The sequence below is a fragment of the Streptomyces glaucescens genome, assembly GCF_002154375.1.
Classification (GTDB): Bacteria; Actinomycetota; Actinomycetes; order Streptomycetales; family Streptomycetaceae; genus Streptomyces; species Streptomyces glaucescens.
This window is the reverse complement of record NZ_MUND01000682.1, coordinates 1-12,552: the sequence shown is the minus strand read 5'-3', so window position 1 is coordinate 12,552 and position 12,552 is coordinate 1. Positions and strand designations below refer to the sequence as shown.

The following is a 12,552-nucleotide window of genomic DNA, read 5'->3' as shown; positions in this document are numbered from 1 at the left end:
GCCGCCCGCGAGGCCGACCCCGACGACCCCGACATGCCCTCCGAGTTCCCCGAGCGCTGGTCCCGCTTCCTGCCCCCGGAGGACGTCACCTCCCGCCTGCGCGCCCACGCCAAGACCACCCCCAAGGGCGACGACGGCCCGGCGGAGCACTGACCTACCCCACCGCACACGCCCCCGCCGCGGCGGCCTTTGCCGCGTACGCCGCGAAGTCGCGCGGCTCCCGGCCCAGCACCTGCCGGACGCCGTCCGAGAGGTACGCGTTCCGCCCGTCGAGCATCGACGCGAACATCTCGACGAGGAACGCCACCTCCTCGGACGGCAGCCCGAACCCGGCCAGCCGCTCCCCGTACGCACGCGCCGGCACCGGCCGGTACGCCAGTTCCCGCCCCGCCGCCCGCGCGACCTCCGCCACCGCCTCCCCGAAGGTCAGCAGCCGCGGCCCCGACACCTCCACGGTCCGCCCGGCACAGCGGTCGCCCGCCGCCGGTACGGCCACCACCACCTCCGCGACATCCCGCACGTCCACGAACGGCTCCCGCACCTCACCCGCCGGGAACACCAGTTCCCCGCTCTCCCGCAGCTCCGCCGCCAGCGGCCCCTCGCTGAAGTTCTGCGCGAACCACGCCGCCCGGACGACCGTCCAGTCCGCGCCCGACCCGTGCAGGGGCCGCCTCGGTGGACAGTGCCTGCTCCTCCCCGCGCGCCGACAGCAGCACCAGCCGCCGCACACCGAGCGCCACCGCCTCCCGCGCAAGCCGTCCGACCGCCTCGGTGGCCGCCGGCGCGCCCACGTCCGCCGGGTGCACCAGGTGAGCGGCGTCCGCGCCGCGCAGGGCGGCCGCCCAGGTCTGCGGGGCGTCCCAGTCGAAACCGTGGGCCCGCGAGGCGGGCCGCACCGCCAGCCCGGCGTCCCGCGCGGCCTCGGCGACGCGGCGCCCGGTACGGCCGGAGGCACCCGTCACGACGACGGTCACGTCCCCGGCCCATGTCCCGCCGCTGCTCATTGCGCTGTTCGCTGTCATGGGCGTCAGTCAACCGCCGCCGCCCGCCCGGCCCCATCGCCGAACGGCTCATTCCCCTACGCGCGCGTCTACGCTGGCGGGATGGACGCCCTCGCAGCCCTGCTCGCGGGTCCCCGGGCACGCGGCGCCTTCCTGATCCGGGCCTGCTTCGACCCGCCGTGGGCCGTGCGGGTGGCCGACCGGGCACCCCTGACCGTGATGGTCATGGCCCGCGGCGACGCCTGGATCACCCCCGAGACGGGCCGGCCGGTGCGGCTGGCCGCCGGCGAACTGGCCATCGCCCGCGGCCCCGCCCCGTACACCTGCGCCGACCACCCCGACACGGAACCGCAGGCGCTGATCCTGCCCGGCGGCGCGTGCCACCACCCCGACGGCCGCCCGCTGAACGGCTCCATGGACCTGGGCGTCCGCACCTGGGGCGGCCGGCTCGACGGGTCGGCGGTGATGCTGATCGGCACCTACCTGTGGCCGGGCGAGATCGGCGGCCGGCTGCTGGACGCGCTGCCGCCCCTGCTCACCCTGACCCGGGACGTCTGGGACTGCCCGCTCACCCCGCTGCTCGCCGAGGAGATCGTCCGGGACGCGCCCGGCCAGGACGTCGTCCTGGACCGGCTGCTCGACCTGCTGGTCATCGCCGCGCTGCGGGCCTGGTTCGCCCGCCCCGAGGCGGAGCCGCCCGGCTGGTACCGGGCACTGGCCGACCCGGTGGCCGGCCGGGCGCTGCGGCTGATGCAGGACGACCCCGCCCACCCGTGGACCGTGGCCGCGCTGGCCGCCAAGTGCGGGGTCTCGCGCGCCGCCCTCGCCCGCCGCTTCACCGAGTTGGTCGGCGAACCCCCGATGACCCACCTCACCGGCTGGCGGCTCGCCCTCGCCGCCGACCGGCTGCGCGAGACCGCCCACACCCTGGAGGCGATCGCCCGCCAGGTGGGCTACGGCAGCGCGTTCGCCCTGTCCACGGCCTTCAAGAGGCGGTACGGGGTGAGCCCGCAGGAGTTCCGCGGCCGGGCGTAGGCTGGCCCGCGTGTACACGGAGCGGGCGGCGTCGCTGGTGGACGCGACGGTGTGGACGAACACCCCGGCCGGGCCCGGCCTCGGGCGGGTGTTGCCCGACGGCTGCATGGACCTGCTGTGGAGCGAGGGCCGGCTGAGGGTGGCCGGCCCCGACACCCGGGCCCATCTCCCCGACGGCCCGCCCGTCTCCTGGGCGGGCATCCGCTTCCCGCCCGGCGTCGCGCCCGCCCTGCTCGGCGTACCGGCGCACGAGCTGCGCGACCGTCGGGTGGAGCTGACCGAGCTGCGCCCGGCGGCGGAGGTACGCCGACTGCGGGCCCGGGTCGAGGCGGCGCCGGACCCGATGACCGGCCTGGAAGCCGCGGCCGGGGACCTCGCGGCCGCCGCCGGCCCGCCGGACCCGCTGCTGCGCCGACTGGTCGCGGCCCTGGAGGCGGGCCACCCGGTCGCCGCGACCGCCGACGCCCTGGGCATCGGCGCCCGCAGCCTGCACCGCCGCTCCCTGGCCGCCTTCGGCTACGGCCCCAAGACCCTGGCCCGTGTACTGCGGCTGCAACGCGCCCTCGCCCTGGCCCGGACCGGAGTGCCGTACGCCGAGACGGCGGCCCGGGCGGGCTTCGCCGACCAGGCGCATCTGGCGCGGGACGTGAGGGACCTGACGGGCGTGCCGCTGGGGCGGCTCCTGTGCGGCCGGTAGGACTCCGGCTCCAGGGCGGCCCGAAGGGTCCCGGCGGTCGGGGCCCGTAGGGGGCGGCCACTCGGCGGCGAGCGGCGGTGCGGCTGTTCGGCGGCGGGCCGCGGGTGCGGCTACTCGGTGGCCGGCAGCGGCGCGAACAGGTCGACACCGTTGCCGTCGGGGTCCTGGACGACGGCGTACCGCTGGCCCCAGACGGCGTCCCACGGCTTCAGCTCGCCGTGACACCCCGAGCCCACCAGCTCCTCGTACAAGGCGTCGACCTCGCCGGGATCGTCACAGCGCAGCGCGAGGGAGGTCCGTGAGCCGTTCTCGGACGGAGGCCGCCACTGCGGGTAGAAGGACCGCACGGTCTCCTCGGTGTCCAGCAACAGCCGCAGCCCGCCGGGCAGTCCGGCCTCCGCGTGCGGCTGCTCCTCGGCTCCCTCGGGGAAGGGGAAGCCGAGGCGGCGGTAGAAGGCGACGGAAGCGGCCATGTCGGTGACGACCAGGCCGATGGCATCGAATCGTGGACTCATACGGCCCACGTTAGGCGGGGTGACGGCGGGGCGTCTTGAAGGAATCGGACACCGGTGAGCGCGCGGAACGGCACGAGCCCCGTCCCTCCGGCTGGAGGAACGGGGCTCGTCTCGGAGCGCTGGGCAGGCCTTGCACCTGCATCTCCCCGCAGGAAGCGGGGCGTCTTTCCTTGGACCACCAACGCCTGACCGGTATCCGGGAGTTCCGGTGGCCGGGCAAGATCGACTATACCCCAGGGGAACCGGATCCGTCCAAAGGAGGGGAAGATCAGGGTTCCGGCTCCCTCCGGGGGCGGGGGAGATCAGGGGCGGAGTACCCCCGGGGTCGGATGTGCCGCCCCGGGCCGCCGGGACACAGTGACCGCATGCGACTCCATGCAGGCGTGACCGCCACCGCGGCCCTCGCCCTCTCCCTGACCCTGGGGGCGGGCACGGCCGCCTCGTTACCCACCGCGTCCTCCTCCACCGCGTCCACCACCGCCGAGCCCGTGCGGCCGGCACTGCCCGGGCCGACCGGACGGCACCCGGTCGGCACCACGGAACTCCACCTCGTCGACCGGGACCGGCCCGACCCCTGGATCACGGGGCAGGACCGGGAGCTGATGGTGAGCGTCTGGTACCCGGCGCGCACGACGAGCGGACATCCCCGCGAGCCGTATCTGCGGCCCGGGGTCGCCCGGTTCGCCGACGAGTCCGGCTCGTTCGGGCTGGCCCGCCCCGGCGACGTCGACTGGGCCGGCATACGCGCCCCCGCCGTGACATCGGCCCCGGCGGACCACCGCGGCGGACGGCCCGTGGTGCTGTACTCGCCCGGTCTCGGCGTGCCCCGCGCCTTCGGCACCTCCACGGCTGTGGAACTCGCCAGCCGCGGATATGTCGTCGTGACCGTCGACCACACCCACGAGACCGATCCGGTGGAGTTCCCCGGCGGACGCCTGGAACGCGCGACGGAGCCGATCGACACCGTCGCGGAGCGCCGTACGGCGATCCGGGCCCGGGTGGCCGACACCCGCTTCGTCCTCGACCAGTTGGAGGTCCTGCGCGCGGGCGTGAACCCCGACGCCGAGGGCCGGCACCTGCCCCGGGGCCTGGGCAAGGCCCTCGACCTGGAACGGATCGGCATGTTCGGCCACTCGGCGGGAGGCATGACCTCGGCCGAGACCATGCGGGTCGACGCCCGCGTCGACGCGGGCGTCAACATGGACGGCACGCTCCAGTACAGCGACGACGCATTCCTGCCCGTCGCCCAAAGGGGCCTCGACCGCCCGTTCATGCTGATGGGCACCGCACAGCAGACCCACGCGAACACGCCCTCCTGGCAGTCCTTCTGGGACCGCTCGACCGGCTGGAAGCGCGATCTCAGCCTGGAACGGGGCGGCCACTTCAGCTACACCGACTTCCAGACCCTCCTGCCCACGCTGGACGCACACCTCGACATCCCGGCCGAGACCCTCGAGATGTACATCGGCACGGTGGACGCCGAGCGCAGTACGGCGGCCCAACGCGCCTACCTCACCGCCTTCTTCGACCGGCACCTGCGCGACCGGCCGCGCCCCCTGCTGGACGGACCCTCTCCGGCGCACCCCGACATACGCTTCGTCTCCTGACGACACCGCGACAGGCCGGGGCCGTCGTCACCCGGAGCGGCCGCTGCCCGGGCCCGCGCCGGTTCGGCTCGGCCGTCCGCCACCGCGACGCGGGCCGGTGAGCGCCGCCGCCCGGCCGAGGTCCGCGGTGGCGCGGAGGATGATGGAGAGGTGAGCAAGGAACAGACGATGTGCTGGCCGGACGGTTCGGGAGGGGAGCGCTGCGCCCTGTGGCGGTCGGAGAGCGGCGCGCCGCCGCCGAAACAGGTGCTGGTGGCCGATGACCGGATGAACGCCGACACCGCGTTCCGCCTGGCGTGCGAGGGAACCTCGCTGTTATGGCGCGGTGACTACCACAACGCCCGTCAGTTACTGGGGGCGATGGCGCGCCGCGTCGACCGGAGGCCGCCGAAGCCCGGGGCGTCACCCGAGCGGAGCTTCCATCTGTACCGTCAGGCGCAGTCGAGACGCGCGCGGATCCTGGGCATGCTGCTCGTGCCGGTCGAGGCGGGGCATGTGATCCCCCTGCGCCGAGCCCCGGACGTGCGACTGGCCTGCGAGCAGGCGTACGGGCAGTGTGACCGGCCCTATGTCGTGTCACTGCGCGAGCTGCAGGGAGTCCTCGGGGCCGGCGAATGGCGCAAGAAGGGAGTCCACGTGCCGGCGCTCGGCGAGTCGATCACGCCGCACTACGGTGTGTTCTCCCCGGTGCGAGGGGAGTACGTCGACCTGGTGGCCGAGGCACCGCTGCCGTCGCAGGGCACGGCGTTCGACATCGGCACCGGCACGGGGGTGCTCGCTTCCGTCCTGGCCCGGCGCGGCGTCCGCCGGGTGGTGGCCACGGACCTCGACGCGCGTGCGCTCGCCTGCGCGCGGGAGAACATCGACCGCCTGGGCCTGGCATCCACCGTGGACGTCCGGCAGGCCGACCTGTTCCCCGACGGCCGGGCATCCCTGGTCGTCTGCAACCCCCCGTGGCTTCCCGGCCGGGCCCGGACGCCGCTCGAACACGCGGTGTACGACCCGGGAAGCCGGATGCTCCGCGGCTTCCTCGACGGGCTGCCCGCCCATCTGGAACCCGGCGGTGAAGGCTGGCTCATCATCTCCGACCTCGCCGAGCGTCTGGGGCTGCGCTCCCGCACCGAGCTGACCGACCTGTTCGCCCAGGCCGGCCTGACGGTGGCGGGGCGCCTCGACGCCCGGCCGCTGCATCCCCGCGCCCACGACCCCGCCGATCCGCTGCACTCCGCCCGGAAGGCGGAAGTGACCTCGCTGTGGCGGCTGGCGGCGAGCCCGGGCACCGCCGGCTGAACTCCGCGTCATGACCGGAACTCCGGCCGACACCCTGGAGATGCCCAACGGCGGCCCCGCCTGCCGCCTGGCCCGCCTCGAACACCGCCCACTGCCGACGGGCGCTGCGGGCACCGATTCCCGGCCCCACGGCGGACAGCTTCCGGAACCGGGAGTGGACGTCTTTGGCTTCCAGCAGTCCACCTCCCGCCCCGCCGCCCGCTTCCTGCGCACCCTCGACGCGCACGGCAACCAGGTGACGTCCCTGTCCGCGTCCCCCCGACGGTCGTCCGCGCGGTCAGGTGAAGGTGACCGGGCCGCGCGGCGTGCCGATGGTGAAGGAGAAGCCGACCGGACCCTCGTCGAGGGCCAGTCCGGTGTCCAGGGCGGCCAGCAGCGGCCGGATCCCGTCCGGGTCGGGAGCCGTCGCCGTCAGCCGCAGCAAGGGAGTGACGGGCAGGCCGCCCGCGGTGGGGTGGCGGGAGGTGCCCCAGTCGATGAGGAAGGGCACCAGCCCGGAGGGGTGGGCGGCGACGCCGTCCGTCAGCCGCCACTCCAGCAGGGTGCCGTCGGGCGTGCGACGGCTCATCGCCCGGGTGGGGCCGGGATCGTATCCGCGGGTGCGGGCGGAGGCGATCGCCGCGTCCAGGTCGGTCGTGCGGATCGCCCAGGTCACGGTGCGCGGGCCGGGCAGCCCGTCCACGCCGAACGGTCGCGGGCCGGACGGGCCGCACTGCTCCGGGTCCGGGCCGATGATCTCCAGGTAGCCGGCGCCGCCCAGGCCGACCAGGTAGTTGCGGGTGCCCAGGCCGACATGGGTGCCGCCGACGGCCGGGGTCACCCCGGTCCGCCGGGTGAAGTCGGCGATCGTCGCCGCCAGATCCGGGGTGGCGAGGACGAGGTGGTCCAGGTGTGCCGGAATCGTGTTCATCGCCGCGAGGCTACGCCGACCCCCACCCCGTCGGGGAACACCTGTGCGCAAAGATGAGGGGATGACCCGACTGCCACGTGCTCTGACGTACGCCTCGCTGCCGCTGTCCGTGCTGCTCCTCACCGGCTGCGGGGACCGGGGCGAGGCGGCCGACCCGGGTGAAGTCGGCGCCCGTGCACAGAGGTTGGGCATCGCTCCGGAGCACGTGTACGCCATCGAGGCGGACGGGTTCACCGTGGCCCGGCAGTCCGTCGGCGTCTACGGCGGCGACGGCTTCTCCGCCGTCTACGTCTCCCGGTCCACCGGCGACCAGATCCAGCTCCGTGTCGACCGCACCGAGATGACCGCCGCGACCTGCCCGGAGCGGCCGGTCGGCGACTCCTCCTCAGGCGGTTCGGCCACGTGCCGGAAGGACGGCGACGCCTGGTACCGCAGCTCCGGTGACCAGCGCGAGTACGCCGTCCGCAAGGAGGGCCACGTCGTCCTGGTCGGCGCGGGACCCGGCGTCGGCCGGGACGTGCTGCGCGAGGCCGCCCTCGGCGCCCACCGCCCCACCGCCGGCGAACTCGACGCCCTGCTGCCGGAGGGCGGTGGCGGCACCGAGCCCGTGGAGCGCGGCGACCTGCCCGCCGAGGGCGACGGGGCACCCCGTGACGGGGCGGGCGCGGGCGGCTGAACCCGTCGCGGGAGCCGGAAGTTCCGCGTCGCCCCGGCGCCCCTGGGACGTGCCGCGACCCCGGCATAGGGTCGTGCGCATGGCACCGCGACTCCTCGTCCACACCCGCACCACCGACTACCGCCACGACTCCATCCCGGCCGCCGTCGCCGCCGTACGCGCGCTCGGACAGTTCGACGTCGAGCACACCGAGGACCCGGCGGCGCTCGAAGCGGCGCTGGACGGCTACGCGGCCGTGGTCTTCCTGTCCACCAGCGGCGAGGTGCTGACACCGGCCGGGCGGGAGCGGCTCGCCGGGTACGTGGAGGCGGGCGGCGGATTCGTCGGCGTCCACGCCGCCGCCTGCACGGAGTACGGCTGGCCCTACTACGGGGAACTGCTGGGCGCCCGCTTCGACCGGCACCCCGCCCACCAGCCCGGCAAGGCGGTCGTGGAGGACCGCACGCACCCGGCCACCCGGCACCTGCCCGCCGTCTGGGCCTTCACCGACGAGTGGTACGACTTCCGCACCAACCCGCGCGGCACCGCACGGGTGCTGGTGTGCGCCGACGAGTCCTCGTACGAGGGCGGCGGGATGGGCGCCGACCACCCCCTCGTGTGGTGCCGCCGGCAGGGCTCCGGACGTGTCTTCTACACCGCCCTCGGACATGCCGCCGAGGCGTACGACGACCCGGACTTCCGTCAGCACCTGCGCGGCGGCATCGCCTGGGCGGCGGGACTCGCGCACTGAGCCGACGGCTCAGCCGTGCGGCGGAGCCGTGCTGTCGCGCGGCACCAGACGGGTGGAGAGTTCGGTCCGGGTGCTCTCCGGGCGGTCGCCGTCCATCATGCGGACCAGCAGGCGCAGGGCCGTCGCCGCCATCTCCGACAGCGGCTGGCGGACCGTGGTCAGGGCGGGCGCCGCCCAGCGGGCCTCCGGGAGGTCGTCGAAGCCCACGACGCTCAGGTCGTCCGGCACCCGCAATCCCCGCTCGGCCACGGCGTCGTACACCCCCAGCGCCATCCGGTCCGAGCAGACGAAGACGGCCGTCGGCGGCTCGGGCAGGTCCAGCAGCTCCCGCATGTGCCGACGGGCCACCGCCTCGTCGAACCCGGCGTGGCGGATGTACTCCGGCCGGTGCGGCAGCCCCGCCGAGGCGAGCGCGGATCGGTAGCCCGCGAGCCGTGCCCCGCTGCACATCGTGCGCCGGCGGCCGGTGATCACGGCGATCCGCTCATGGCCGAGGGACAGCAGATGCTCGGTCGCCGTCACCCCGCCCTGCCAGTTCGCCGCGCCCACCGACACCACGCCGGGCGGCGGTTCGAGCACCGGGTCGATCATCACGAAGGGGATGCGGTGCTGTTCCAGCCAGGCGTACTGGCTCTCCGTCAGCTCGGCCAGGTTGAACAGCACCCCGGCCGAGCCGCGTGCGGTCAGCTTGTCCAGCCAGCCGCGTTCGGGGCGCCCGGCCCGGCTGCGGCCGAGCGCCGCCGAGACGACGACGTCCAGCCCCGCGTCGTGCGCCGCCTGCTCCACCCCTTGCAGGACGGCGCCGGTCCAGGAGCTGTCCAGGGCGTGCACGACGAGGTCCACCATGCCCGGGGCCCGCGCCGCGTCGAACCGGGGCCTGCGTACGTATCCCAGTCGGTCCAGCGCCTCGGTGACCCGGCGGCGGGTCTCGGGCGCCACGTCCTCGCGGCCGTTGACGACCTTGGACGCGGTCGGCACGGACACCCCCGCCTCCCGGGCCACCACCGCCAGCGTCGGACCGGCCGTCGCGCTCGCACGTGCCGTTCGGCCCATCGGAAACCACCCCTCCGGCCCGCCCGAGGGCCCTCGAAAGTTGCGACCAGCACTCTGCTCCCGGGCCGTCGACACGACCGGACGGAACGCTTGGATAGAAAGCGCTTCCTACCCTAGGCGTGCCGCAAGGAGACGTGAAGACACGGGAATCGGCGGAATGCGACTCACTGAACTTTCGAAACGCCGGACACCGCGGGCGGAAGGGCGTCAGGCCACCCGGGCGAGGTCCGCCTGCCGCACCTCATGGGCCGGCGCCAGCCCCTGCGCCCAGCGCTCCAGCTCCTCCACCACGATCCGCCCCAGCCGCTCCAGCTCGTTGCCGAGGGAGCCCGCGATGTGCGGGGTGAGGAACACGTTGGGCAGGGTGTGGAGCGGGGAACCGGCGGGCAGCGGCTCGGGGTCGGTGACGTCGAGGATCGCGCTCAGCCGGCCCGACACCAACTCGTCGGTGAGGGCGTCCTGATCGACCAGCGCCCCCCGGGAGGTGTTGATCAGCACGCCACCGTCCGGCATCAGGGCGAGCGCGGACCGGTCCAGCATGTGGTGGGTCTCGGGGATGTCCGGGGCGTGCAGCGTGACGATGTCGCTGCTCCGCAGCAGTTCCTCCAGGGAGACCGGGCGGGCGCCGAGCCCGACGGCCTCGGCGGCGTCCACGTACGGGTCGTACAGCAGGATCTCGAAGTCGTACGGCCGCAGCAGCTCCAGCAGCCGACGGCCCACCCGCGAGGCGCCGACGACGCCGACCCGGCGGCCCAGATTGCCGATGCCGGCGGTCTGGGCGGGCGAGGGGAAGGCGTGCGTCGCGCGGTAGCGCTCTCGGTGCCCGAAGGCGTCCTTCCCCGCCAGCAGGATCATCGCCAGGGTGTACTCGGCCACCGGGACCGCGTTGCCGGTGACCGCACTGGAGACGGCCACACCGCGCCGCCACAGGGCCTCTCCGACCAGTGAACGGATGGAGCCCGCCGCGTGCAGCACCGCGCGCAGCCCGGGGACGGCGGCCAGCGCGCGCTCGTCGAGGCGGGGGCAGCCCCAGCCGGTGATCAGGACCTCGGCGCGGGCCAGCGCGTCGGCGGCGGCCGGGTCGGCGAAGTCCCGCACGACGAGCGCGGGATCGACCTCGGCGGTCTGCCGCAGCCGGGCCATGAGGGGGGCCGGGAAGAGCCGTGGAAGGTGCACCGGGTCCATGGCGAACACGGCCCTGGGCGGCTGGGCGCTGGACATGACTCTCCTGATGGGCGGGGGTGGAGGCGAAGGGCGAGGGGAGAGGAGGAACGTTTCGTGAAAGCGCCTTCTACCGTAGATCCGTGGGGGAGGAGCGGCAATCGGCCGTGCGCGTCCAGGGGCCTCGAGCCGCTGGTGTATGCGAGATGCGGGCGTTCGGTCGCCGGTCGCCGGTACGGGGGCAGCCGGGATGCGGTGTACAGGAGGCGGCGTGCGATCTGCGGTATGCGACTGCGGTATGCCGCCGAACGTGTGTACACCGGCGGCGCCCGCGTCCGGAATACTTCAGCGCGATGCGACGCTCTGGGATGAACGGAGCGAGAGCGTGCGAGGAGCTGGTTGCGGATGGCGGCAGCGGACCGGACAGGCCCCGTGGTCCACACACCGTACGGGGCCGTGCGCGGCAGCTACGAACACGATGTCGCCGTGTTCCGCGGGATCCCCTACGCCGCGCCTCCGTTCGGCCCCCACCGCTTCCGGCCGCCCGTCCCGCCCGAGCACTGGCACGGGGTCCGGGATGCGCTCGCCTTCGGTCCGACCGCGCCGAAACCGCCGTACTCCGATGCCTTCGCGCAGTACCTGTCCGACCCGGTCGTGCCCGGCGACGACTGCCTCAACCTCAATGTGTGGACGCCTGAGCCGGGGCCAGGAGCTCGGCTCCCGGTTCTCGTCTGGCTCCACGGCGGGGCGCTGACCAGGGGTTCGTCCAGCGTGCCGGTGTACGACGGACGCACCTTCGCCCGGGACGGCGTGGTGTGCGTGTCGGTCAACTACCGGCTGGGCGTCGAGGGCTACGGCCTGTTCCCCGACGCGCCCGCCAACCCGGGCCTGCGCGACCAGCTCGCCGCGCTGCGCTGGGTGCACCAGGCGATCGAGGCCTTCGGGGGCGACCCGGACCGGATCACCCTGGCCGGGCAGTCCGCCGGTGCCATCAGCGCCGGCGCCCTGATCGCCGCGCCGCAGGCCCAGGGGCTGTTCCGGCGGGCCGTTCTGCAGAGCGGGGCGCCCGAGGCCTCCGACCGGGACAAGGTGCGGCGCATGGTGCGCCGGATGGCCGCCCGGCTGAAGGTCCCCGCGACCGCCGAGGCCTTCGCGGCCGTCGACCGGGAGCTGCTGCTGCGCACCCAGGCCGAGGTCGGCCGGCTGAGCAGCCCGGTCCTCGGCGGGCCCGCCTTCGGGGTCGTCATCGACGGCGACCTGGTGCCCCGCGACCCCCTTCAGGTGCTGGTCGAGGGCCGGGCCGCGGCCGGGGCCGAACTGCTCATGGGCTGGACCCGTGACGAGTACCGACTCTGGCTGGTCCCGGGTGGCCTGCTGGAGCGGGTCGACCGGCTCGGCGCCGTGGCGCTCGCCGGCGCCATGGCCCGCTGCCGCGCCGGCCACGAGGTGCCCCGCGGTTACCGCACGCTGCGCCCCGACGCCGGCACCGCCGAGATCGTCGGCCAGATGGTCACCGACCACCTGCTGCGCCGTCCACTGCACCGCCTGGCCGACGCCCGCCTCGGAACGTCGTACGTGTACGAGTTCGCGTGGCCCTCCCTGCGTCCCGGTCTCGGCGCCTGCCACGCCCTGGAGCTGGGCTTCGTCTTCGACAGCGGAGACGTGCCGGAGTCGGCCAAGCTGGCCGGCGAGGACGTGCCGCGGGAGCTGGCCGAGGAGATGCACGCCGCGTGGGTGCGTTTCGTCACCGAGGGGAATCCCGGCTGGGAGCCCTGGGATCCCGCACACCCCGTACAGGTCTTCGGCGACGGAGAGCCGTACATCGCGTACGGCCCACGGGATACCGAACTCGCCCTGTGGGCCGTACGCGATGTACG

11 protein-coding genes and 2 pseudogenes are annotated in these 12,552 nt (G+C 74.7%); 8 read left to right on the top strand and 5 right to left on the bottom strand.

Annotated features, from left to right (window positions below):
- Positions 1-153: pseudogene (locus CCN42_RS45115) on the top strand (YihY/virulence factor BrkB family protein); the annotation flags it as partial.
- Position 154: 1 nt separating this feature from the next.
- Here CCN42_RS45115 and CCN42_RS34885 read toward each other — a convergent pair.
- Positions 155-1,022, bottom strand: a pseudogene (locus CCN42_RS34885) (Rossmann-fold NAD(P)-binding domain-containing protein).
- Between the two features lie 81 nt (positions 1,023-1,103).
- On the opposite strand from CCN42_RS34885, the gene CCN42_RS34880 reads away from it, so the two are divergent.
- Together CCN42_RS34880 and CCN42_RS34875 are read left to right on the top strand one after the other, a co-directional pair.
- Positions 1,104-2,036, top strand: coding sequence for an AraC family transcriptional regulator (locus tag CCN42_RS34880; RefSeq protein WP_086741401.1), 933 nt, complete (start codon positions 1,104-1,106; stop codon positions 2,034-2,036).
- 10 nt (positions 2,037-2,046) lie between these two features.
- Positions 2,047-2,733, top strand: a complete 687-nt coding sequence (locus tag CCN42_RS34875; protein WP_086741400.1) for a helix-turn-helix transcriptional regulator — start codon at positions 2,047-2,049, stop codon at positions 2,731-2,733.
- A 110-nt stretch (positions 2,734-2,843) separates the two neighbouring features.
- Here CCN42_RS34875 and CCN42_RS34870 read toward each other — a convergent pair whose 3' ends face one another.
- Positions 2,844-3,248, bottom strand: coding sequence for a VOC family protein (locus CCN42_RS34870; protein WP_086741399.1), 405 nt, complete (start codon positions 3,246-3,248; stop codon positions 2,844-2,846).
- Between the two features lie 365 nt (positions 3,249-3,613).
- On the opposite strand from CCN42_RS34870, the gene CCN42_RS34865 reads away from it, so the two are divergent.
- Positions 3,614-4,855, top strand: coding sequence for an alpha/beta hydrolase family protein (locus CCN42_RS34865; protein ID WP_086741398.1), 1,242 nt, complete (start codon positions 3,614-3,616; stop codon positions 4,853-4,855).
- 168 nt (positions 4,856-5,023) lie between these two features.
- Positions 5,024-6,145: a methyltransferase gene (locus CCN42_RS34860; protein ID WP_086741397.1), complete on the top strand. Its 1,122-nt coding sequence runs from the start codon at positions 5,024-5,026 to the stop codon at positions 6,143-6,145.
- Between the two features lie 277 nt (positions 6,146-6,422).
- Here CCN42_RS34860 and CCN42_RS34855 read toward each other — a convergent pair whose 3' ends face one another.
- Positions 6,423-7,055 carry a VOC family protein gene (locus CCN42_RS34855; RefSeq protein ID WP_086741396.1) on the bottom strand — a complete coding sequence of 211 codons (633 nt, stop codon included), beginning with the start codon at positions 7,053-7,055 and terminating at the stop codon, positions 6,423-6,425.
- 61 nt (positions 7,056-7,116) lie between these two features.
- Here CCN42_RS34855 and CCN42_RS34850 point away from each other — a divergent pair, with 61 nt between their 5' ends.
- Positions 7,117-7,731 (top strand): hypothetical protein, encoded by a 615-nt coding sequence (locus CCN42_RS34850; RefSeq protein ID WP_086741395.1) that lies wholly within the window; start codon positions 7,117-7,119, stop codon positions 7,729-7,731.
- 79 nt (positions 7,732-7,810) lie between these two features.
- Positions 7,811-8,461: a ThuA domain-containing protein gene (locus tag CCN42_RS34845; RefSeq protein WP_086741394.1), complete on the top strand. Its 651-nt coding sequence runs from the start codon at positions 7,811-7,813 to the stop codon at positions 8,459-8,461.
- A 9-nt stretch (positions 8,462-8,470) separates the two neighbouring features.
- On the opposite strand, the gene CCN42_RS34840 is transcribed toward CCN42_RS34845, so the two are convergent.
- Together CCN42_RS34840 and CCN42_RS34835 are read right to left on the bottom strand one after the other, a co-directional pair.
- Positions 8,471-9,514, bottom strand: a complete 1,044-nt coding sequence (locus CCN42_RS34840; protein ID WP_086741393.1) for a LacI family DNA-binding transcriptional regulator — start codon at positions 9,512-9,514, stop codon at positions 8,471-8,473.
- A gap of 207 nt (positions 9,515-9,721) precedes the next feature.
- Positions 9,722-10,735: a hydroxyacid dehydrogenase gene (locus CCN42_RS34835; RefSeq protein WP_211294858.1), complete on the bottom strand. Its 1,014-nt coding sequence runs from the start codon at positions 10,733-10,735 to the stop codon at positions 9,722-9,724.
- 345 nt (positions 10,736-11,080) lie between these two features.
- Between CCN42_RS34835 and CCN42_RS34830 the strand changes: the two genes are divergently transcribed.
- Positions 11,081-12,552, top strand: a 1,472-nt coding sequence (locus CCN42_RS34830; RefSeq protein WP_211294857.1) for a carboxylesterase/lipase family protein, incomplete at its 3' end; no start/stop codon positions are given.

Excerpts from the sequence above, each read along its gene's own strand:
- CCN42_RS34870 (WP_086741399.1), bottom strand. The coding sequence starts at position 3,248 with ATGAGTCCACGATTCGATGCCATCGGCCTGGTCGTCACCGACATGGCC.
- CCN42_RS34835 (WP_211294858.1), bottom strand. The coding sequence starts at position 10,735 with ATGTCCAGCGCCCAGCCGCCCAGGGCCGTGTTCGCCATGGACCCGGTG.
- CCN42_RS34860 (WP_086741397.1), top strand. The coding sequence starts at position 5,024 with ATGTGCTGGCCGGACGGTTCGGGAGGGGAGCGCTGCGCCCTGTGGCGG.
- CCN42_RS34855 (WP_086741396.1), bottom strand. The coding sequence starts at position 7,055 with ATGAACACGATTCCGGCACACCTGGACCACCTCGTCCTCGCCACCCCG.
- CCN42_RS34840 (WP_086741393.1), bottom strand. The coding sequence starts at position 9,514 with ATGGGCCGAACGGCACGTGCGAGCGCGACGGCCGGTCCGACGCTGGCG.
- CCN42_RS34850 (WP_086741395.1), top strand. The coding sequence starts at position 7,117 with ATGACCCGACTGCCACGTGCTCTGACGTACGCCTCGCTGCCGCTGTCC.
- CCN42_RS34845 (WP_086741394.1), top strand. The coding sequence starts at position 7,811 with ATGGCACCGCGACTCCTCGTCCACACCCGCACCACCGACTACCGCCAC.
- CCN42_RS34865 (WP_086741398.1), top strand. The coding sequence starts at position 3,614 with ATGCGACTCCATGCAGGCGTGACCGCCACCGCGGCCCTCGCCCTCTCC.
- CCN42_RS34880 (WP_086741401.1), top strand. The coding sequence starts at position 1,104 with ATGGACGCCCTCGCAGCCCTGCTCGCGGGTCCCCGGGCACGCGGCGCC.